The organism is Lentzea cavernae (assembly GCF_014653695.1).
GTDB lineage: Bacteria > Actinomycetota > Actinomycetes > Mycobacteriales > Pseudonocardiaceae > Lentzea > Lentzea cavernae.
The window spans coordinates 262,810-284,892 of the sequence record NZ_BNAR01000010.1 but is presented as its reverse complement, the minus strand read 5'-3'; the positions used below and the strand labels follow the sequence as shown (position 1 = coordinate 284,892).

At 69.7% G+C, this 22,083-nt stretch carries 16 protein-coding genes; 12 read left to right on the top strand and 4 right to left on the bottom strand.

What is annotated here, in order from left to right; translation table 11 throughout:
- The first annotated feature begins 28 nt into the window (after positions 1-28).
- Genes lgt through IE307_RS30295 form a run of 3 tightly spaced genes read left to right on the top strand, consistent with a single transcriptional unit; the run spans position 29 to position 3,142 of the window.
- Positions 29-1,054, top strand: a complete 1,026-nt coding sequence (gene lgt / locus IE307_RS30305) for a prolipoprotein diacylglyceryl transferase (protein ID WP_191302830.1) — start codon at positions 29-31, stop codon at positions 1,052-1,054.
- A 3-nt stretch (positions 1,055-1,057) separates the two neighbouring features.
- On the top strand, positions 1,058-1,720 hold the full coding sequence (locus IE307_RS30300; RefSeq protein WP_191302795.1) for a response regulator transcription factor: 663 nt from the start codon (positions 1,058-1,060) through the stop codon (positions 1,718-1,720).
- Between the two features lie 48 nt (positions 1,721-1,768).
- Positions 1,769-3,142, top strand: a complete 1,374-nt coding sequence (locus IE307_RS30295; protein WP_191302794.1) for a sensor histidine kinase — start codon at positions 1,769-1,771, stop codon at positions 3,140-3,142.
- Here IE307_RS30295 and IE307_RS30290 read toward each other — a convergent pair.
- Complete coding sequence (locus IE307_RS30290; protein WP_229905214.1) at positions 3,111-4,010, bottom strand: TAXI family TRAP transporter solute-binding subunit; 900 nt, start codon at positions 4,008-4,010, stop codon at positions 3,111-3,113. The two genes, IE307_RS30295 and IE307_RS30290, sit on opposite strands and share 32 nt — an antisense overlap.
- Before the next feature lie 110 nt (positions 4,011-4,120).
- On the opposite strand from IE307_RS30290, the gene dctA reads away from it, so the two are divergent.
- From dctA to IE307_RS30250, 8 genes are all read left to right on the top strand, one after another.
- Positions 4,121-5,479 carry a C4-dicarboxylate transporter DctA gene (gene dctA, locus IE307_RS30285; protein WP_191302793.1) on the top strand — a complete coding sequence of 453 codons (1,359 nt, stop codon included), beginning with the start codon at positions 4,121-4,123 and terminating at the stop codon, positions 5,477-5,479.
- A 545-nt stretch (positions 5,480-6,024) separates the two neighbouring features.
- Positions 6,025-10,548: a glutamate synthase large subunit gene (gene gltB, locus IE307_RS30280; RefSeq protein WP_191302792.1), complete on the top strand. Its 4,524-nt coding sequence runs from the start codon at positions 6,025-6,027 to the stop codon at positions 10,546-10,548.
- Positions 10,541-12,046, top strand: coding sequence for a glutamate synthase subunit beta (locus IE307_RS30275; RefSeq protein ID WP_191302791.1), 1,506 nt, complete (start codon positions 10,541-10,543; stop codon positions 12,044-12,046). The genes gltB and IE307_RS30275 overlap by 8 nt, the downstream gene beginning before the upstream one ends.
- Positions 12,047-12,134: 88 nt before the next feature.
- Positions 12,135-12,536: a hypothetical protein gene (locus tag IE307_RS30270; protein ID WP_191302790.1), complete on the top strand. Its 402-nt coding sequence runs from the start codon at positions 12,135-12,137 to the stop codon at positions 12,534-12,536.
- Between the two features lie 390 nt (positions 12,537-12,926).
- Complete coding sequence (locus IE307_RS30265; RefSeq protein ID WP_191302789.1) at positions 12,927-13,244, top strand: hypothetical protein; 318 nt, start codon at positions 12,927-12,929, stop codon at positions 13,242-13,244.
- A gap of 60 nt (positions 13,245-13,304) precedes the next feature.
- A complete protein-coding gene (locus tag IE307_RS30260) occupies positions 13,305-13,877 on the top strand; it encodes a carbonic anhydrase (protein ID WP_191302788.1) in 573 nt (190 codons plus the stop codon).
- A gap of 13 nt (positions 13,878-13,890) precedes the next feature.
- A complete protein-coding gene (locus tag IE307_RS30255; protein ID WP_191302787.1) occupies positions 13,891-15,219 on the top strand; it encodes a SulP family inorganic anion transporter in 1,329 nt (442 codons plus the stop codon).
- Between the two features lie 173 nt (positions 15,220-15,392).
- Complete coding sequence (locus IE307_RS30250; RefSeq protein WP_191302786.1) at positions 15,393-16,205, top strand: DNA/RNA non-specific endonuclease; 813 nt, start codon at positions 15,393-15,395, stop codon at positions 16,203-16,205.
- Here IE307_RS30250 and IE307_RS30245 read toward each other — a convergent pair.
- Positions 16,195-19,059 (bottom strand): NACHT domain-containing protein, encoded by a 2,865-nt coding sequence (locus IE307_RS30245; protein ID WP_191302785.1) that lies wholly within the window; start codon positions 19,057-19,059, stop codon positions 16,195-16,197. The genes IE307_RS30250 and IE307_RS30245 overlap by 11 nt on opposite strands.
- Before the next feature lie 66 nt (positions 19,060-19,125).
- Positions 19,126-21,045 (bottom strand): helicase-associated domain-containing protein, encoded by a 1,920-nt coding sequence (locus IE307_RS30240; protein WP_191302784.1) that lies wholly within the window; start codon positions 21,043-21,045, stop codon positions 19,126-19,128.
- Between the two features lie 75 nt (positions 21,046-21,120).
- Between IE307_RS30240 and IE307_RS30235 the strand changes: the two genes are divergently transcribed.
- The gene (locus IE307_RS30235) at positions 21,121-21,768 is read left to right on the top strand and encodes a DUF2461 domain-containing protein (RefSeq protein ID WP_191302783.1); all 648 of its coding nucleotides are present in this window, start codon (positions 21,121-21,123) and stop codon (positions 21,766-21,768) included.
- On the opposite strand, the gene IE307_RS30230 is transcribed toward IE307_RS30235, so the two are convergent.
- Entirely contained in the window at positions 21,716-22,060 is a 345-nt protein-coding gene (locus IE307_RS30230; RefSeq protein WP_191302782.1) for a VanZ family protein, read from the bottom strand. The two genes, IE307_RS30235 and IE307_RS30230, sit on opposite strands and share 53 nt — an antisense overlap.
- Between the last annotated feature and the right edge of the window lie 23 nt (positions 22,061-22,083).

Below are 22,083 nucleotides of genomic sequence, written 5' to 3'. Positions count from 1 at the left end.
CGGGGCGACCGGTACGGTGGGCGCCGTGTTGGACGCCCTTCTGGCCACGATCCCGAGCCCCGACCAAGGTGTGTGGCACCTCGGTCCGCTCCCCATCAGGGCCTACGCGCTGTGCATCATCGCCGGCATCATCGTCGCCATCTGGTGGGGTGAGCGCCGCTGGGTCGAACGCGGCGGCATCAAGGGCGAGGTCACCGACATCGCCGTGTGGGCCGTGCCGTTCGGTCTCGTCGGCGGCCGGCTCTACCACGTCATCACCGACAACCAGAAGTACTTCGGGCCGGGCAAGGACCCGCTCGCGGCGCTGGAGATCTGGAACGGTGGCCTCGGCATCTGGGGCGCCATCGCGCTCGGCGCCGTCGGTGCGTGGATCGGGTGCCGGCGCAAGGGCATCCCGTTGCCCGCGATGGCGGACGCGCTGGCGCCCGGCATCGTCGCCGCGCAGGCCATCGGACGGCTCGGCAACTACTTCAACCAGGAGCTCTACGGCGGCGACACGACGTTGCCGTGGGGTCTGGAGATCTACCGCCGCGTGACGCAGGACGGGCGCGAGGACGCGCTGGCCGGTGTCGCCGTCGACCACACGCCGATCCAGGTCGTGCACCCGACGTTCCTCTACGAGCTGCTGTGGAACCTCGGTGTCGCGTTCCTGATCGTGTGGGCCGACCGGAAGTTCCGGCTGGGTCACGGCCGGGTCTTCGCGCTGTACGTCGCGGGGTACACGGCCGGCCGGTTCTGGATCGAGCTGATGCGCACCGACGAGGCCACGCTGATCTTCGGCACGCGCGTGAACGTGTTCGTGTCGGCGATCGTGTTCTTCGGCGCCGTCGCGTACTTCATCATCGCCAAGTCGCGCGGTGAGCGGGAGGACGTCGCCGCAGTGCGCAGCAGCGGCGTGACCCCGTCGTCGACCCCGTCGTCGACGTCGCCGCTCAGGCCGCTGAACGACGACACCAGCACCGACGGGACCACCGAGGCCGCGGAGGAAGCGCCGGCCGGGGATGTCGCCGAGAAGGACAAGAAGGACTCCCCGGAGTCCGTCAAACCGGAGTGATCTGTGCGCGTGCTCGTCGTCGAGGATGACGACCGGGTCGCCAGGGGCCTGCTGACCGCGCTGCGGCACGCGGGGTACGAGGTGCATCGGGTGGCCACGGCCGCCGACGCGCTGCGTGCCGCGCCCGCCGACGTGGTCCTGCTCGACCTCGGCCTGCCCGACGGTGACGGCCTGGACGTGCTGCGCGAGCTGCGGCACCGTCCGGGCACGGCCGTCATCACGGTGACCGCACGCGGCGAGGAACGTGAGCGCGTGCTCGGCCTGCGCGCGGGGGCTGACGACTACGTGGTGAAGCCGTTCGGCACGTCCGAGCTCCTGGCCCGGATCGAAGCCGTGCTGAGGCGGACCCGCGCGCACCGCGCCGAGCCGGAGAGCGAGGCGCCGGTCGAGGTCGGGCCGCTGCACATCATCACGTCGACGCGCGCGGTCACGCTCGCGGGGGAACCGCTCTCGCTGACCCGCAAGGAGTTCGACCTGCTCGCCCTCCTCGCGACCCGCAAGGGCGAGGTGGTGAGCCGCGACTTCATCGTCGACCAGGTGTGGCAGGCGCACTGGGAGGCGCCGTCGCGGACGCTGGACACGCACATCGCGGCGCTGCGCGGAAAGCTCGGCGGTCACGTCAAGATAGAGACCGTGCGCGGCGTGGGTTACCGCCTCGCCACGTGACGAGGCTCCGAGAGACATCCACTGGGCCGTGCGGAACAATCTCAAGCGATGCTCCGCCGACTGCTCGCCATCACCGTTCCGCTGCTCGTCGCCCTGGTCGCGGCGCTCGGCATCCCTTTGGCGTCCGCGGTCGTGCAGCGCGAGACGCAGACGACGTACCTCGACCGCCTCGGTGACGCCAGCAGGTTCGCCTCGCTCGGCGAGAGCGCGTTGCAGTCGGACCGGCTCGAGGCACTGAGCCAGGAGATCCAGGGCTACGACCACCTCTACGACGTCCCGGTCGCCCTCGTGAGCGCGGACAAGCGGATCCTGCTGGCCTCACGGCTCGGTTTCGACCCCACCGACGACCCCGAGGTCACGAAGGCCCTCAACACGGCGCTGAACGGCGGCGTGCGGCCCGAGCCCGAGTACACGGGCTGGCCGTGGCGCACGGGGCCCATGGTCGTGGTGGAGCCGGTCGGACGGGACAGCGAGGTCGTGGCCGCCGTCGTCACCATCTCGCAGACGCGCGGCCTGCGGGCCGAGGTGCTGCGGCAGTGGGGGCTGATGGCGCTGGCCGGTCTCGCGCCGATGCTGGCCGTGGTCGCCGCCGCCTGGCCGATGTCGCGGTGGGTGCTCCGGCCGGTCGGCAGGCTCGACGAGGCCACCGCCGCCGTGGCCGCGGGCAACCTCGACGTGCGGGCGGACGAGGTTGGAGGGCCGCAGGAGCTCAGAAGGCTCGCACGCAGCTTCAACACCATGGTCGACGTCGTCGGCAAGGCCCTGAACAGGCAGAAGGCGTTCGTGGCCGACGCGTCGCACCAGCTGAGGAACCCGCTGGCGAGTCTGCGGCTCGCCGTGGACAACCTCGAGCCGCACGTCGAGGGGGAGCACGCGAGAGAGGCGCACCAGATCGCGGTCGAGGAGGCCGAGGAGATGGGGCGCGTCCTCGACACGTTGCTCGCCGCGACCAGGCTCGACAGCGCGCGGCAGACCGAACCCGTCGAGATCGACCAGCTGCTCGCGACGCACCGGGCGGCGTGGCAGGCGCTGGCCAGCAGGTCCGGTGTCACGCTGAAGATCGACGTGCCGGCCGGGCTGACCATGCAGGAGCCGCCGGGCGGCCTGGGCAGCGTGCTCGACGAGCTCGTCAGCAACGCCATCCGGCTCTCCGGCGGCTCCGAGGTCGTGATCGCCGGCAAGCACGGTGAGCTGCACGTCGTCGACAACGGCGACGGCCTCACCCCGGAGGAACGCGAGCTCGCGCTGCAACGCTTCTGGCGCGCCACCAAGCACCAGAACGTCGCGGGCACCGGCATGGGGCTCGCGATCTGCGCCGAGCTGATCGAGTCGGCCGGCGGTACGCTCACCCTGCACGACGCGGGCCCCGGACTGGACGTGAAGGTCGCTCTCAGCGCTTCACGGAACGGAACCACCGCATAGCGCCGTCGTGCAGCGGTACGAGACCGGTCGCGATGCCGGTGCGGACGTTGATGCGCGACGCCTCCGGGTGCCCCTCCACGATCCGCGCGGTCTCGGTGAACACCGTGCGCGTCACGACCTCCACGACGTCGGCGCTCAGCGACTCGCGCGCCAGCAGCAGGTTCGGCACCGCGAACGTCTGGTTCGCCGCCACGTCCTCGTAGATCGTGCTGGGGATGGTCGCGGGGATGTACGGGCCCTTGTACGCGTCGGCGAGCTTGATCGCCTCCTGCGGGATGTCGATCAGCCGGACGTCGCCGTGCAGGTCGGTGATCGCGGGCGTCGGGATGCCGGTCAGCGCCAGCAACGCGTCGAGCGACCCGTTCGCGACCCGGCGGGAGGCCTCGGCGTGCGCCATGCGTTCGTCCATTGCGGACACCCCGAAGAACTCGAGCATCCGCTCGGCGGTGAACTCCGTGCCGGATCCGTTGGGACCCAACGAGATCCGCTTGCCGGCCAGATCGCCGAAGCTGGTGATCGGGGACGCCACCGGCACCGCGATCTGCATGAAGCTGTCGTAGAGCCTGCCGACCGCGCGGACGCTCTGCGGGTCGTCGATGGGGTCCAAAGAGGACAGCGCGAGCTGGGCTTCACCTGATCGCAGCAACTGCAGGTTCTCGACCGACGCGGCCGTCGGGATCGCCGTGACCTTCGTGCCGGGCAGCTGCTCGGCCAGCGCGGCCGCCAGGGCGCCCCCGACCTCGCGGAACACCGCGCCCTCCGGCCCGGTCGCGAGCACCAGTTCAGCGGGTGCCTCGACCCTGCGCGGGGTACACCCGGCGAGAGCCAGTCCGGCCCCTACCAGAAGTGTGCGACGGCTGAACGACACCGATGAAGCCTAGCTGTTACGTCAGGGCTGTCTGAAGTTTCCGGACGTCCGCTTGTCGGGCCAGGTGGCGCGGCTCACTCTCTCCCCAACACGTAGTTCAAGGAGGAACAGTGGCCACCACGACCACAGGGCGCAAACCGATCTACAAGCACCTCTACTTCTGGGTGCTCGTCTCCATCGTTCTGGGCGCTGCCGTCGGCTTCCTGTTCCCCAAACAGGCGTCCGAGATGAAGTGGCTCGCCGACCTGTTCGTGAACCTGGTCAAGGTCGTCATCGCGCCGACCATCTTCGCGACGATCATCGTCGGCATCGCGGGCCTCGGCAACCTCGCCAAGGCGGGCGGGCTCGCGCTCAAGACGATCCTCTACTTCACCGCGATGACCACGGTGGCGCTCGCCATCGGCCTCATCGTCGTGAACCTCGTCCAGCCGGGCCACCACGGCGGAGACATCGCGCTCAACGCGAGCCAGGCCGACGCGACGCTGAAGTCAGCCTCGACCGCGGAGACCGGTGTCACCGGCTTCATCCTGAGCCTGGTGCCGAAGTCGTTCGTCAGCGCGTTCACCGACGGCCAGCTGATCCAGGTGCTCGTGGTCGCCATCCTCGTGGCCGTCGCGGTCGCCGGCATGGGTGAGCGCGGCGCCAAGGTCGTCTCCGCGATGGAGACGCTCTCCAAGGTGATGTTCGGCATCATCAAGATCGTCATGTACGTCGCCCCGATCGGCGCCTTCGGCGGCATCGCCTACACCGTCGGCAAGTTCGGCGGCAGCGTCCTGGGCAAGCTGCTCTGGCTGATGGGCTCGTTCTACGCGACCTGCATCCTGTTCGTCATCGTGGTCCTCGGCCTCGTGGCGAAGTTCGCGGGCTTCAGCCTCTTCAAGTTCCTGCGCTACATCAAGGACGAGATCCTGATCGTCCTCGGCACGTCGTCCTCCGAGTCGGTGCTGCCGCGCATGATGGTCAAGCTGGAGGCGGCGGGCGCCCAGAAGTCGGTCGTCGGCCTCACGATCCCGACCGGGTACTCGTTCAACCTCGACGGCACCTGCATCTACCTGACCATGGGCGCGATCTTCATCGCCCAGGCCACGGGTCACGACGTGTCGATCGGCGTCCAGATCGGCCTGCTGCTCTTCATGCTGATCGCGTCGAAGGGCGCGGCGGGCGTCACCGGTGCCGGTCTCGTCACCCTCGCCGCCTCGCTGCAGGCGTTCGAGGCCCACTCGGCCATCCCCGCCGTCGGCATCGCGCTGATCGTCGGCATCGACCGCTTCATGTCCGAGGCCCGCGCCATCACGAACGTGATCGGCAACGGTGTCGGGTCGCTCGTGGTCGCCGCCTGGCAGAAGGCCCTGGACAAGGACCAGTTGACCCGCGTGCTGAACGACCCCGACAGCGTCGACGTCGACGACCTGCTGTCCAAGCAGACCGGCGAGAACGACGACAAGAAGGAGCCGGTCGCGGCTCACTGAGACGTCCGTGGCCGGAGGCGACTCTTCCCGCCTCCGGCCACGCGACCTCGCCGACCTCCACGAATGCCGAGGTCCTGCTCTCCCCGCATGCGGCGCGGGGTGAACGGGGCCTCGGTTTTCGTTTGGTGGCCAACGGTCGTGATCTGCCCGAGTGGACGGTGCCCGCACGACCGGGTTGCACTGAGGTGAGCGTCCGCTAACTGGGACGGCAGGCGTCTGACCAGTGAGAACGGGGGTGCGTCCGGCTCATCCAGTGGCAAATCGTGACTGTAGCGCAGCTCTCATCGGGCTGGCCCTGGTTGAACGTTCGGTTACGCTTACCCGGCTGTAACGAACGCCGACGTTGGCCGCAATATCGGTCCACACCCAGGAATCGTTACACTTCCATGACCTAGATCACCCATTGGCGGGTGTCCCTGGGTTTCGCGGCTGTTAAAGTCGCGTCAACACGCGGGCCATCGTCGTCCCGTGCTCCCACCTGTTGGTTCGAGGTCTGAGCACGAGGACTTTGTTCTTTAGCGAGGACGACGAAGGAGGTCTGCGAAGTGATCTTCTCCGCCATCCCCGGCCCCCAGGGTCTCTACGACCCGGCTGATGAGCGCGACGCCTGTGGTGTCGCCATGGTGGCCGACATCCAGGGCAGGCGTTCCCACGGCATCGTCGTCGATGCCTTGACAGCGCTGGCGAACCTGGAGCACCGGGGCGCCGCGGGCGCAGAGCCCACGTCGGGCGACGGTGCTGGCATCCTTCTGCAACTGCCGGACGAGTTCCTGCGTGCCGTCGTCGAGTTCGACCTGCCCGAGCGCGGGCAGTACGCGGCGGGAATCGCCTTCCTCCCGTTCGAACCCGAAGAACGCGCTGCCGCCATGCAGGAGATCGAGCGCATCGCCGAGCAGGAGAGCCTCGTGGTTCTCGGCTGGCGCGACGTCCCGGTCGACCCGGAGACGGCGGACGTCGGCCCGACCGCGATGTCGGTGGCGCCGCACTTCGCGCAGCTGTTCGTCAAGGGCACGCGCGACGAGTCCGGGATCGCCCTGGACCGCCTGGCCTTCTGCCTGCGCAAGCGGATCGAGCACGAGGGCAGCGTCTACTTCCCGTCGCTGTCGGCGCGCACGATCGTCTACAAGGGAATGCTGACGACCGCGCAGCTGCCGGCGTTCTTCCCCGACCTGCACGACGAGCGCCTCTACACGGCGATCGCGTTGGTGCACAGCCGTTTCTCCACGAACACCTTCCCCTCGTGGCCGCTCGCGCACCCGTTCCGGTTCGTCGCGCACAACGGTGAGATCAACACCGTTCGCGGCAACCGCAACCGCATGCGCGCCCGCGAGGCATTGCTGGACAGCGAACTCATCCCGGGCGACCTCGCCCGGCTGTTCCCGATCTGCAACCCGGACGGCTCGGACTCGGCGTCGTTCGACGAGGTGCTGGAGCTGCTGCACCTCGGCGGCCGCAGCCTGCCGCACGCGGTGCTGATGATGATCCCGGAGGCGTGGGAGAACCACGCCACGATGGACCCGAAGCGCCGCGCGTTCTACCAGTTCCACGCGTCGCTGATGGAACCGTGGGACGGCCCGGCCTGTGTCACGTTCACCGACGGCGAGCTCGTCGGCGCGGTGCTCGACCGCAACGGCCTGCGTCCCGCCCGCTGGTGGCAGACCGCCGACGGCCGAGTTGTTCTCGCATCCGAGACCGGTGTGCTCGACGTGCCGTCCGACCAGGTGGTCGCGAAGGGCCGCCTGCAGCCGGGCCGCATGTTCCTCGTGGACACCACCGCGGGCCGCATCATCGACGACGAGGAGTTCAAGTCGTCGCTGGCCTCGGAGTCGCCCTACGACGAGTGGCTGCACGCCGGCCTGCTCGACCTCGCCGACCTGTCGGACCGCGAGCACGTCGTGCAGAGCCACGAGTCCGTCGTGCGCCGCCAGCTCACCTTCGGCTACACCGAGGAGGAGCTGCGGATCCTGCTGACGCCCATGTCGATCATGGGCATGGAACCGCTTGCCTCGATGGGCACCGACACCCCGGTCGCCGCGCTCAGCCAGCGCTCCCGGCTGCTCTACGACTACTTCGTGCAGAACTTCGCGCAGGTCACGAACCCGCCGCTGGACGCGATCCGCGAGGAGATCGTCACGTCGGTCAAGCGCGTGATGGGCCCCGAGCAGAACCTGCTCGACCCCGGCCCCGTCTCGTGCCGCCACGTGACGCTCGACTACCCGGTCATCGACAACGACGAGCTCGCCAAGCTCATCCACATCAACGACGACGGCGACCTGCCGGGCTTCGCGTGCACCGTCCTGTCCGGACTGTACGAGGTGGACGGTGGCGGCGAGGCGCTGACGGCCGCGATCGAGCGCGTGCGCCGCGAGGCGTCGGAGGCCATCGCGAACGGCGCTCGCACGCTGGTGCTGTCCGACCGCGACTCGGACCACCGCATGGCGCCGATCCCGTCGCTGCTGCTCGTCTCCTCGGTGCACCACCACCTGGTGCGCACCAAGGAACGCCTGCGCGTCGCCCTCGTCGTCGAGTCCGGTGACTGCCGCGAGGTCCACCACGTCGCCGCCCTGCTGAGCTACGGCGCCGCCGCGGTGAACCCGTACCTCGCGTTCGAGACGATCGAGGACCTGATCAGCCAGGGCGCCATCACCGGCGTCCCGGCGCACAAGGCGATCCGCAACTACGTCAAGGCGCTCGTCAAGGGCGTCCTGAAGATCATGTCGAAGATGGGCATCTCGACGGTCGGCGCCTACACCGCGGCGCAGATCTTCGAGGCCGTCGGCCTGTCGAACGACCTGCTGGACGAGTACTTCACCGGCACGCAGTCGAAGCTCGGCGGCGCCGGCCTCGACGTGCTCGCCGAGGAGGTGGCGCTGCGCCACCGCCGCGCCCACCCGGACAACCCGACGGCGCGCGAGCACCGCCGGCTCGAGGTCGGTGGCGAGTACTCGTACCGCCGCGAGGGCGAGCTGCACCTGTTCACGCCGGAGACGGTGTTCCTGCTGCAGCACGCCACGAAGACGCGCAAGGAAGAGGTCTTCCGCCAGTACACGGCGGAGGTCGAGCGCATCTCCCGGCAGGGCGGCACGCTGCGCGGGCTGTTCAAGTTCCGGGGCGAGGGCCGCACACCGATCCCGATCGACGAGGTCGAGCCCGTCAGCTCGATCGTCAAGCGCTTCAACACCGGCGCCATGTCGTACGGCTCCATCTCGGCGGAGGCGCACGAGACCCTGGCCATCGCGATGAACCGCCTCGGCGGTCGTTCGAACTCCGGTGAGGGCGGCGAGGACCGCGAGCGCCTGTACGACCCGGAGCGTCGCTCGGCGGTCAAGCAGGTCGCGAGTGGACGGTTCGGCGTCACGAGCGAGTACCTCGTGAACTCCACGGACATCCAGATCAAGATGGCGCAGGGCGCGAAGCCCGGCGAGGGCGGCCAGCTGCCCGGCTTCAAGGTCTACCCGTGGGTCGCGCGCACCCGGCACTCCACGCCGGGTGTCGGTCTGATCTCGCCGCCGCCGCACCACGACATCTACTCGATCGAGGATCTGGCGCAACTCATCCACGATCTTAAAAACGCGAACGAGCAGGCGCGGGTTCACGTGAAGCTCGTCTCGTCCATCGGCGTCGGCACCGTCGCCGCCGGTGTGGCGAAGGCGCACGCGGACGTCGTGCTGATCTCGGGCTACGACGGCGGTACCGGCGCCTCGCCGATGAACTCGTTGAAGCACGCGGGAACGCCGTGGGAGATCGGCCTCGCCGAGACCCAGCAGACGTTGCTGCTCAACGGCCTGCGCGACCGCATCACCGTCCAGGTCGACGGCGCGATGCGCACCGGTCGCGACGTCGTCGTCGCCGCGCTGCTGGGCGCCGAGGAGTTCGGCTTCGCCACGGCACCCCTGATCGTCGCCGGCTGCGTGATGATGCGCGTCTGCCACCTGGACACGTGCCCGGTCGGCGTCGCCACGCAGAACCCCGACCTGCGCGCCCGCTACACCGGTCAGGCCGACCACGTCGTGAACTTCTTCGAGTTCATCGCGCAGGAGGCCCGCGAGATCCTGGCCGAGCTCGGTTTCCGCACGATCGACGAGGCCGTCGGTCACGCGGAGCTGCTCGACAAGGACGAGGCGATCGAGCACTGGAAGACCTCGGGCCTGAACCTGGACCCGGTCTTCGAGGTGCCGGAGACCCCGTACCCGACGGCGAAGCGCAAGATCCGCGACCAGGACCACGGCCTCGACAAGGCACTGGACCGCACGCTGATCCAGCTCGCCGAGGCGGCGCTGGAGGACGCGCACAAGGTCACCCTCGAACTGCCGGTCCGCAACGTCAACCGCACCGTCGGCACGTTGCTCGGCGCCGAGGTCACCCGCCGCTTCGGCGGCGAGGGCCTCGAGGACGACACGATCCACGTGAAGCTGACCGGCTCGGCCGGCCAGTCGCTCGGCGCGTTCCTGCCGCGCGGCATCACGCTGGAGATGGTCGGCGACGCGAACGACTACGTCGGCAAGGGCCTGTCCGGCGGGCGGATCATCGTCCGGCCGCACGACGACGCGCCGTTCCGCGCCGAGCAGCAGGTGATCGCGGGCAACGTGATCGGCTACGGCGCCACGGCCGGTGAGGTCTTCCTGCGCGGGCGGGTCGGCGAACGCTTCTGCGTGCGCAACTCCGGCGCGCTGCTGGTCGCCGAGGGCGTGGGCGACCACGCGTTCGAATACATGACCGGTGGCCGGGCCGTGGTGCTCGGGCCGACCGGGCGCAACGTCGCGGCCGGCATGTCCGGTGGCATCGCGTACGTGCTCGACCTGGATCCCCTGTCGGTGAACCAGGAGATGGTGAATCTGCAGCGCCTCAGCGCCGAGGACCTGCGTTGGCTCAAGGACGCCGTCACCAAGCACCACAACGCGACGGGTTCCGCCGTCGCCGCGTCGCTGCTCGGTGACTGGACCCGCAGGGCCGGTGCGTTCACGAAGGTCATGCCCGGCGACTACCAGCGCGTTCTCGAGGCCATGCGCCTCGCGCGCGCCGAGGGCCGGGATGTTGACGCGGCTGTCATGGAGGCGTCTCGTGGCTGATCCACAGGGTTTCATGAAGTACTCCCGCTCCGACGCTCCGAAGCGCTCGAAGCCGGATCGCTTGCAGGACTGGAACGAGGTCTACCTGCACGAGGAGCCGGCCGAGCGCAACCAGGCCGTCCGCACGCAGGCGACGCGGTGCATGGACTGCGGCATCCCCTTCTGCCACAGCGGAACCGCGGGCTGTCCACTCGGGAACCTGATCCCCGAGTGGAACGACCTGGTGCGCCGCGGCGACTGGGAGCTAGCCTCGGACCGCCTGCACGCCACCAACAACTTCCCGGAGTTCACGGGTCGTCTGTGCCCGGCACCGTGTGAGGCGGCCTGCGTGCTGTCGATCTCGCACGACGCGGGCGGTGCCGTCGCGATCAAGCGGGTCGAGGAGACCATCGCGGACGTGTCGTGGGAGAACGGCTACGTGCAGCCCTCCCAGGCCGCGGTGTCCTCGGGCAAGCGCGTCGCGGTCGTCGGCTCCGGTCCCGCCGGGCTCGCCGCCGCGCAGCAGCTGACCCGCGCGGGACACGAGGTCGTGGTCTACGAACGCGACGACCGGCTCGGCGGGCTGCTGCGCTACGGCATCCCCGAGTTCAAGATGGAGAAGAAGGTCCTCGACCGCAGGCTGTCGCAGCTGCGCAAGGAGGGCACCAAGTTCGTGACCGGCTGCGAGGTCGGCGTCGACATCACGGTCGAGCAGCTGCGGGCCGAGTTCGACTCGGTCGTGCTCGCCGTGGGCGCGCTCCGCGGCCGTGACGACAAGACGACTCCCGGACGTGAGCTCAAGGGCGTGCACCTCGCGATGGACCACCTGGTCCCCGCGAACCGCGCCGTCGAGGGCGACGGCCCGTCCTCGTTCTCGGCCGAGGGCAAGCACGTCATCGTCATCGGCGGCGGCGACACGGGCGCCGACTGCTACGGCACCGCGACCCGCGAGGGCGCGCTGTCCGTGACGCAGCTCGACCAGTACCCGATGCCGCCGTCCGTCCGCGACGACGACCGCTCGCCGTGGCCCGTGTGGCCGCACATCCTGCGCACGTACCCCGCGCACGAGGAGGCCGGCGAACGCCGCTTCACCGTCGCCGTCAAGCGCTTCGTGGGCGACGAGGACGGCCACGTGCGGTTCATCGAGCTGCAGCAGGTGCGCGTCGAGAGGGACTCGTCCGGCCGCCGCTCGGTGGTGCCGCTGTCCGACGAGGTCGAGGTCCTGCCCGCGGACATGGTGCTGCTGGCGATCGGCTTCGAGGGCGTCGAGCACATGCGGCTCCTGGACGACCTGGGCATCTCGCTGACGCAGCGCGGCACGATCTCGTGCGGCTCCGACTGGCAGACGACCGCGCCCGGCGTGTTCGTCTGCGGGGACGCCCACCGCGGCGCTTCCCTGGTGGTGTGGGCGATCGCCGAGGGGCGGTCCGTGGCGAACGCCGTGGACAAGTTCCTCACGGGCTCCTCGAGCCTGCCTTCGCCGGTCATCCCGAACCAGCTTCCGCTCGCTGTGGTCTGACAACGGCGTCCGACAGCGGAGAGCAGCATGACGCCCCGGCCGACAACGACGTCGACCGGGGCGTTCGCCTTTTCTCTACCGTGTGAGCATGGGGTCTGTGCGGGGTGAGTTCAGCGGGACCGGCTGGGCCGACGTGGCGGAGCGGTTCGACGAGCTGCACCGGGAGCACGACGGCTTCGCGTCGCACCAGCACATGCGGGACATCATCGCGAGCGTCCTCGCGAGTGGAGTGGCCGGCCGGTTGGGCGTGACCACCTCTATGCACGACCTCGTCGTGGTGTCCCTGGACGCGAGGACCTGGCCCCACGAGACGATCAGGGTGGCGTCGCCCTCGTCGCTGGTCCCCGTCCGCGACGGCCACTGCGTCCTGGTCTTCGACGGGCGCAAGCGGCGGCGGCAGGGGAGCCACGAGGTCCAGGAGCACCCCGTCGCCGAGGCCGTGCCGGCGTTCTGGCGGATGGTCGAGGACAAGTTCGGAATCCGGCGCTAGGAGCCGGTTCCGCACTTCACCCACTTCAATCCTGTCGACCAGGTGAACTTCCGGGAAAATCTCGCGCGCTCCGAGTAGCCTCTGTCAGATTGGTGTCGCGATCGCCACATTCCACATTGTGCGACGGCGAAGCTGTGCGCCATCACGGTCTCATTTGGCTTTTGGTGACGGAACGTATTGGTTGCCTATGGATCGCCGATCGGGCGCACTCTTTCGGCATAGTCCAAGCGCTCGATGATCACTCTGCGCATACCTGTCTTTCTGTGATAACAGAAACCCTTTCGGGTGAAACTGATGCATGATGCGAGTGAATCAAGTCTCGTATATCGTAAAAGTTGTTCAATTCGGGCAAAACTGATAGCAGTAGGTCAATCGGTCGGGGGTGTGAGCATGCGCAGCGTTCTTCTTGCTGTCGTCGTCGCCCTGTGCGCCGTGCTCGCACCGGCCGTGTCGACGGCGTCGATCGGCGCGCCGCCGCCCAAGTCGAAGACCTCCGCTCCCAAGGAAGAAGCGCCCCGCGAGGAGCGCGAGACGAGCCGCCTGCGCCTGCTGGTCGTCTCCGTCGACCGCACGTCCAGGGTGGCCGGTCCGTCCTTCGTCACGGTGTTCCTGCCGCGCGCCGTTCCCGGTGTCCTCGTTCTCGTCTCCAACGCCGAACCGATAGCGGTCTGGCGAACACCCCCTGCGTTGCAGGTGTTCCGCAACTGATCGGTCCTCTCTCCCCGGATCGAAAACCGAACACCTCTTCCTACGCAGTGAGGGATTCCCATGGACTTCCATCGCTTTGTTCAGCATGCCCGCGCACACGCCGCATTGCGTTCCAGCGCGCTCGGCCGCAAGCTCGCCGCGGGGCAGCAACCCAGCACGATGTTCATCACCTGCGCCGATTCGCGCATCGTGACCGCCGCCATCACCGGCGCCGAACCCGGTTCGTTGTTCGAACTGCGCACCGCGGGCAACGTCATCCCGCCTTACTCGCTGACCGCCCCGAGCAGCGAGATGGCCACCATCGAGTTCGCCGTCCTGCAGCTCGGTGTCAGCGAGATCGTCGTCTGCGGCCATTCGCACTGCGGCGCCGTGGGCGCGTTGAACGGCGGCGGCATCGACCACCTGCCCGCGATGCGCGGGTGGCTGCGCCCGGGACAACCGCGCCAGGCGTCCGGCCCGGCGATGCGCCCGGAAGGACAGGCGCACGTGCGCACCCAGCTGGAGGTCCTGCTGGCGTACCCGTTCGTGGCCGAGAAGGTCGCCGAGGGCTCGCTGCGCGTGCACGGCTGGTTCTACGATATCGAGACCGGCGAGGTCTCCGCGTGCGCCGAGCACGCCTTCCTTCCGCTGTAGGGGTCCTGACGTGATGAAGAAGCATTGGACCGACCTCGGCGCATCGATCGTCGTGTTCCTCGTGGCGTTGCCGCTGTGCGTGGGCGTGGCGGTGGCGTCCGGGGTGCCGGCCGAACTGGGCATCGTGACCGGCGTGGTCGGCGGCATCGTCGTCGGCCTGCTGCCGGGCAGCACGATGCAGGTGAGCGGACCGGCCGCCGGCCTGACGGTGCTGGTGGCGGATGCCGTCAGCCGGCACGGCATCCAGGCGCTGGGCGTGATCGTCCTCGGCGCCGGACTGCTGCAGGTGGCCTTGGGCTTAGCCAGGTGCGGACGCTGGTTCCGCGCGATCTCCCCGTCGGTGGTTCAGGGCATGCTCGCGGGCATCGGCCTCGTGCTGATCTTCGGTCAGCTCAAGCCGATCGTGGCGTCCCCCGTGGCGCTGGCACTGGGCCTGCTCACCGTCGTGATCATGCTGCTGTGGCAGCGCACCCCGATGAAGGTCGTACCCGGCATCCTGGTGGGCGTCGTCGTCTGCACCGGCCTGGCCGCCCTCCTCGCGTTGCCGGTGGACAAGATCTCCGTCGGCACGCTGTCCACGGACGTGCACCTGCCCGACCTCTCGTTGCTCAACACCGGAGTCATCGGCACAGCGGTGGTGTTCGCCCTCGTCGCCTCCGCCGAGTCGATGTTCAGCGCGGCCGCCGTCGACCGCATGCACAACGGCCCTCGCACCCAGTACAACAAGGAACTGGTCGCGCAGGGCGTCGGCAACACCATCTGCGGCCTGCTGGGCGCACTGCCCATGACGGCCGTGATCGTGCGCAGCGCGGCCAACGTGTCGGCAGGCGCCCGCACCAAGGCCTCCAGGGTGCTGCACGGCGTGTGGCTGCTGCTGTTCGTGGTGCTGCTCCCAGGCCTGCTGACGTTGATCCCGCTCGCCGTGCTGGCGGCCGTGCTGGTGCACGCGGGATGGAAGCTGCTCGGCCTGAAACAACTGGTCACCTTGTGGCGCACCGACAAACCAGAAGGCGCCGTGCTCGTGCTGACCGCGGGCCTCATCGTCGCCACCGACCTCCTGACCGGCACGGTCGTGGGCCTGCTCGCGGCGGTCGTGAAGACAGCATGGGACGTGTCGCGGCTGTCGGTCGTCGTGACACCGGACGGGGTGGCGCTGCGCGGCAACGCGACCTTCCTGCGGCTGCCCGTGCTGCTGGACGAGCTGGAGCGGGTCGACCGCGAGCACGTCCGGATGGACCTGAGCGGGGTCCGGCACCTCGACCAGGCCTGCGGGCAGGCGATCGACCAGTGGGTGGACGAGTCCCGCAAGGCGGGTAAGACCGTCGAGCTCGTCGGCAGGTAGGCGGCTGGTACCGGCGGCGAGGTGGGCTGGAGGCAGTCCGCCTCGCCGCCAACGGCAACGGGTGCACGCAACAGCACCAGAACTCCAGATGAACACTGGGCCGTTCGGGTGTACAAGGCTAACGCCCCCGTGAAACACGTCGACCCACAAGATGAACCACTAGGGGGCGACACATGACCAGCGCAGGCTTTGACCCGAAGTTCCTGGGCACCGCGGCCGGACTCCCCGCCCTGACCGACTCCGGGGCGACCGACGCGGTCGAGCTAGACGGCTCCACCACGATCGACTATACCCACTTCTCCCTCGCGATGAGCAAATCGCGGAAGTTCGCGAGCTGGGTGGCGTGGAACATCGACGGCGGCGAGATGAAAGCGCTGAGCCGCAACAACATCCCGTTCGTCAAGGACCCGCGGATCCCGGCGGAGTTCCAGACCGGCGACGAGCTCTACCGCGACAACCGGCTGGACCGCGGCCACCTCGCCCGCCGCGCCGACCTCTGCTGGGGCCCGAAGGCGGAGGCGCAGAAGGCGAACAGGGACTCGTTCTTCTTCACGAACATCACCCCGCAGATGGACGACTTCAACCAGAGCACGAAGGAAGGGCTCTGGGGCCGGCTCGAGGACGCGGTGCTCGCGGACGTCGACGTCGACGACCTGAAGGTCAGCGTCTACGGCGGGCCGGTGTTCAACGCCGACGACAGGGTGTTCCGCAGCGTCGCGATCCCGCGCGAGTTCTACAAGGCGATCGCGTTCGTGGTGGACGGAGAGCTGCGGTGCAGCGCGTTCCTGCTCACCCAGAACATCGTGCTCGCCGAGGCGCTCGACCTGGACGAGTTCCGGGTGTTCCAGGTGTCGCTGACGGAGCTGGAGAAGCGGCTGAGCCTGACCTTCCCCGCCGAGCTGCACGCCGCCGACACGGCGTCGGTGCAGCTGCTGGAGGAGGCCGACAGGAAGCCGCTGGACAGCCTCGGCGACATCAGGTGGTGATGGTCAGGCCCGGCAGGGCCTGACGCAGTTCCTCCAGCCCGGGCAACGACTCCGGCTGGTGCACCACGAGGTGTTCCAACGCCGGTAACGCGCGCAGGTCGTTCGCTGCCGGGAGTCCGAACACCTCCAGCGTCGTGACGGTCGGCCACCGTCCCAGCCCCGCCAGCGGGTAGGGCGGGCGGTGGTCGATCGCCAGTTCGCGCAGCGCGGGCAGCGAGGGCAGCGCGCCGAGGCCCTCGTCGGTGGCGGAGTCGCGGATCTGCAGCCGTCGCACCGCGCCGCCGTCCAGCGACGCCAGGTCGACCCGGCTGAAGTGCAGGTGCAGCTCGCCGAGGTCCTTCACCGGCGACAGGTCGATCCGCCCGAGCGGACGGCACCGGCTCAGGTGCAGCTCCTCGAGCGACCGCGAGGCCGCCAGCGGCGAGAGGTCGCGCATGACCTCGTTCTGCCACAGCTCCAGCCGGTGCAGCGACGGCATGGCGCCCAACGGGTCGAGCGGGTTGATGTTGCCGATGCACCGCACGTACCGCAGCTTCTCCAGGTGCATGATGAACTGGATCCGGTGCCAGCCGCGGACGTCCACCCGCCGGTCGCCGAAGTCCACTTTGGACAGCACGGACCTGGCGTACTTCTCCGCGTCCGGCGTGTTCCGCCACGCGCGCAGCAGTTCGTCGATGACCATGGTGTGGTCGACGGCCACGAACTCGGCGATCCGCTCCCACGCGCCCTCACCGCCGATGTTGGCGAGCGTCCGCACGATGTACGCGGCCTCGTCGGACGCCTCCGGGCCCGGCAGCAGGTCCACCACGAACGACCCGGCCTCCGACAACGCGTCGGCGTGCGCGAAGCTCGTCGGCGGGATCAGCGAGGAGGCGGCGGCCGTCACCTGGGCCCGTGCGGTCTCCGGTTCGATCACGTCGGCCTGGTCGAGGCAGGCCAGCGCGAGCAGCCGCAGCTTGTCCCGGCCGCGCTCGTCCTTGCGCGTGTCGTCGTTGCCCGCCAGCAGGTCCATCAGCACGCGGGCCCGTTCGCGCGGGCGGGCGTGCGCGACGGCCATCACCACCACGTCGTGCCACTCGTCCAGATGTGCCCTGTCCACCAGCAGGTTCAGGTCGCCGGCGTCCACGACCTCCTTGGCGGCCAGGTAGTCCCGGAACGTCCGGTGCACGAACTGCACGCGTTCGCCGCTCACCTCCCGCAGCAGCCCGGCCCGTTCGAGCAGCCGCTGCATCGCGTCGTCCGGGTCGAGGTCGTGCGACCGCAGCCCGCGCATCGCGTTCCCCAGCCGGTGCACGGCCTCCTCACGCGGCACCATCAGCTCCCGGTTGCGCACCAGCGAGTACGCGAACCGTTGCAGCAGAACGAGTTGCTCCTCCTTGGAGAACGACGGCAGCGCGAGCCCGCGGTCCTCGTCCCACCGGACCAGCAACAGGTCCAGGGCGGCCTCGTACAGGGAGCGGCGATCGCGGGGGAGGTGCATGTTCCGGTCCTGGTGCAACGCGCACAGCAGTCCGGCGAGCAACGGGCTCGACGCCAGCCGCCGCAGGTCCGGCCGCTTCACCAGCGTCGCCACCAGCCGCGCCTCGCACTCGGTCAGCCACACCCGCGCGTCGCGGGAGAGCCCCGGCTCGTCGCGGGCGGCGGTGTGCCAGGCCTCGACGAAGTCGCGCACGCCCTTGTCGCTCAACGGCAACAGGTCGAAGGCCGCGAAGCCGACGTCCTCCAGCCAGTCCTCCGGCACCGCGGCCGGCCGGGTCGTGATCGCGTACCGGGCGTCGGGGTAGGCGCTGACCAGCTTCTCGAGCCACAGCCGGGCCTCGGCGCGGCGCTCCCACACCAGCTCGTCCACGCCGTCGACCAGGACCAGGGCGCGTCCCTCCCGCAGCCGCGCGGTGACCCACCCGGACGGCTTCTCCTCCTCGATCATCGAGGCGGTGGACGAGATGAACTCCTCCGGCTTCGGCAGCGTCGTGTACTGCCGCAGCGGCACGAAGAACGGCACCAGCCCCAGCCACTCGTTGCCGGAGGTCCGGGTCTGCCCCAGCGCGTTCATCGCGAGCCAGCGCAGGAACGTCGTCTTGCCCGCGCCCGCGCCACCCCGGATCAGCACCCGGTGCGCGTCCGCGAGCGCCGCCGCGACGGGCAGCCCCGCGCCGGTCAGTTCGTCGGTGTCACCGACCCGCGCCACCGCCAGCGACACGTACGACGAGTCGAAGGAGTGCCGTCGCGGCGCCCGTCCGCGCGACACCCCGAACAGCTCCAGCCCGCCCAGCGCGTGCGACACCTGCTCGGCGTAGCGGTCCTCGAAGTCCCGGTGCGACGCCGTCAGCGCCAGTTGCTGCTGGTCCGCGATCCGGGCCACGGCATCGGCCGTCGCGCGGCCCATCCGGAACATCTCGACCGCGAGCCGCCGCGCGTACTCCGGCTGCGACCACACCAGTTCGACGACCGCGACGCACACCCGCAGCAGCAACGCGTCGTAGACCGCCGTCGCCTGGTCGGACAGCCCCGCCGCCCGCCGGATCGCCTGCGACTTCGCCATCACGTGCGCCCGCAGCGACTCGGGCGTCAGCATCACCCGCAGCGCCTCCTCCGGGCGCAACGGCAGCGAGGCCTCGATCGACTCGCGCACCGCGTCCACGGCGGCCTGCCACTCGTGCTCCTCGACGGTGCTCAGCTCACCGCGGGCGAGCTCCGCGCTGACCCGCTCGACCAGCGGGCCCGGCCTGGTCAGCTCGCGCTGGCGCTTCTTGTCCTTGGCGCCCTTGTGCACGACGTCGAAGAGACCGAGCAGCACGCGCTCCAGCACGGTCTCCAGCACCATCAGCAGTCCGGCGGAAAACGGGTCGGCCACACCTCCAGTATCAGCACGTGATCACCGGGGGCCGGCGGACTTCACCAGCTGTTCATCCGGGCCTCGTCACTCGGGGATGGCGACCTTGCGGACGTGGCCGATGGCGAACTCCCTGCTCGTGCCGTCCTCGCAGTCCGCGCTCACCACGCCCTCGAGGTGCTTGGTCGGGACGATGAGGTGCGTCTCGGTCCTGCGCGGCCCGGTCGCGTACTTGATCTCGACGCGGCTCCCGTCGACCAGCGCGGACGACAGCAGCAGCACCTCCTCGTCGCGCAGGAAGACGTTCTGGTCGCGCAGCATCCGCGCCGCGTTGGCCCGCGGTGTGCCGCGCCCGACGCTCGGCCGTTCCTGCTCGACCAGCCGGACCGCGAGCTGGGTCAGCTCCACGTCGTCCAGCTCGGTGCGCCACCAGCGCTCCGGCCGGCGCTCGCCGCGCGCGGACGCCCGCACCCGCTCGACACTCTCCACGATGGACTGCTCGCCCGCGTCCAGCCCGGTCGGCGCGTACCCGCACCGGCGCAGCGCCACGAGGGTCTCGGCCATCGGCCGGTCCGAGGCCAGCACGGTCGGCGCGAGGAACCGCAGCTTCAACGGGCCCAGCCGCTTCGACTTGACGATCTCCTGCAGCAGCGCGGGATCCGAGGCCCGCACGCAGCTCGCCACGTCCGTCACCGTCAGCTGCCCGTGCCGCCGCGCCACGTCCCGCACCTGGTACCCGATCGCCTGCGGCAGCGCGACCTCCGACACGGCGGCCAGCTTCGCGAGCACCTCGTCGGCGGACAGGCCCGAGTCGAGCGCGCGCCGCACCGACCCGGCGGACAGCCGCCACACCCGTGCGGCGTCGTTGTCCTCCAGGTCCGCCACCAGGTTCAGCGTCGCGCTCAGCTCGGGCGACGGCAGCCCGTTCACCACCGCCGTCATGTCCGTCTGGAACGCGGCCTTCTCCGTCGCCGGCGGCATCAACTCGCGCGCCGCCGTCTCGACGTCACCGTCCTCCAGCACCGCGACGCCCAGCGGGGTGAGCGCGCCACCGGCGACCAGCCCGAGCGACTCCATCTCGCCGATCACCGCCGCCGTCGCCCTAGGATCGTGTACGGCAGGGCGTTGCCAGGAGAGGTCCTCGACCAGTTCGCTGGTGCTGGTGAACGCCTCCTCCGCCGAGAACCGCTCCAGCGCGCTGCGCCGCAGCACCAGCCCGGCGGCACCGGTGTAGTCGCGCAACGCCGCCCGCGCCTGGTCCGGCTCCGGCCGCCAGTCCATCCGCCGCCACGCCGCCACCAGGGCCGCGAGCCGGGGACCGGGCTGCGAGTCGAGCCACGCGTCACCCTGCCTGGTCGGCAGCAGCCGGGACCGTTCGACACCGAGCAGCTGGGCCTCGACCGCGAGCTCCAGCCACAGCCGCAGCACGCCGTCCGCGACCCGCAGCGCCCGCGCGACCCGCCGGATCTCCACCGTCGCCACCCCGCCGGTGTAGCGGGCGTCGAACGTGTCCTGCTCGCAGTGCGCCAGCAGCCGCGCCACTCCGTCCACAGTGGACATGGCGGCCACGATCGGCGAGGTCTCGGACGCCCTGCGCCTCCTCGGGGTCCTCGGCCGCAACGTCAGCTGGCCCTGCGTCGCGCCGTTGGTCCGCACCGAGTTGATCGCGATCAGCCGCGGCCCCTCCGGCCAGGCCAGCGCCCGCAGCTTGAGCTCGCCGAGCGCCCGTTCGAAGTCGCCGACCGAACACCGCAGCTCGGCGCACACCGTGTCGATGGTCCCGGCGTTGCCCTGCTCGACGATCGCGCCGAGCACGTCGAGCGCGCCCTGGTCCAGCGTGTCCTCGGCGGCGTGCACCGAGTCGGAGTCGGTGAGCTGCGTGGCGAGGTCCTTGAGCGTGCGGACGTAGCGGTCGGCGACGTCTCGGCGGTGCATGAGGATCGCCGCCACCTCGTCCGGCCCGAGTTGGTGGAGCCAGGTCGCGAGCGCGTTGATACGGCGGGGCATTCACCGGATTATGGACTGATTGTGTGTCCTCAAACGAATTTTCACGCACATGGGCGATCGGCCTAGGCTGACTCGGTGACGTTCAGCGGTTTCGGCGAGTACGCCATTGACTTCTTCGACGGCCTGGTCCTGGACAACTCGAAGGCGTACTGGGAGGACAACAAGGAGACCTACCTGCGCGACGTGCGGGCGCCGATGGAGGCGCTGCTGCTCGCGCTGGAGAAGGAGTTCGGCGAGGGCAAGGTGTTCCGGCCGTACCGCGACGTGCGGTTCGCCAAGGACAAGACGCCGTACAAGGACCACTGCGGCGGCGTGATCGAGAAGGGCCGCGGCGGCGGCGCGTACTACGTGCAGCTCAGCCCCGAGGGCCTGATGACCGGCGGCGGCTCGTTCCACATGCAGTCCGACCAGCTGGCCCGCTACCGGGCCTCTGTCGACGCGCACGGCGTGCTGCTGCGCAAGATCGTGGACAAGCTGCTCAAGCAGGGCTGGGCGCTCGCGGGCGACGTGATGAAGTCGAAGCCGCGCGGGTTCGCCGACGACCACCCGCACCTCGACCTGCTCCGGCACCGGTCGATCTACGTGCGCAAGGTGTGGGAGCCGGACGACGTGCTGCACGAGCCCGGCTGCCTCGACCGCGTGCGCAAGTCGTGGAGGCAGCTCAGGGACTTCAACGCGTGGTGCGAGGACCACGTCGGCGTGAGCGAACAGCCGCGGCGATAGCCCAGCCGAGGCCGATCCCGGCCACGTCCACCAGCGCGTCGAGCACGTCCCCGCTGCGGTGCAGCGGCGTGATCAGCTGCTGGAGCACCTCCGAGACGCCTGCGTACGCCACCAGGACGAGCAAGATGCGAGGAATCCTCGCGTACAGGCCGGTGAACGCCAGCAGCGCGAACAGCAGGATGTGGACGACCTTGTCCGTACCAGGTGGAGAGCTCGGCACACCTGACTCGGGGGTGAACAGTACGACGACGCTGAGCGACGCCGCGATCACGAAAGGCAGTACTCGACCCATGTCAGAACATTACCGAGGAGTAG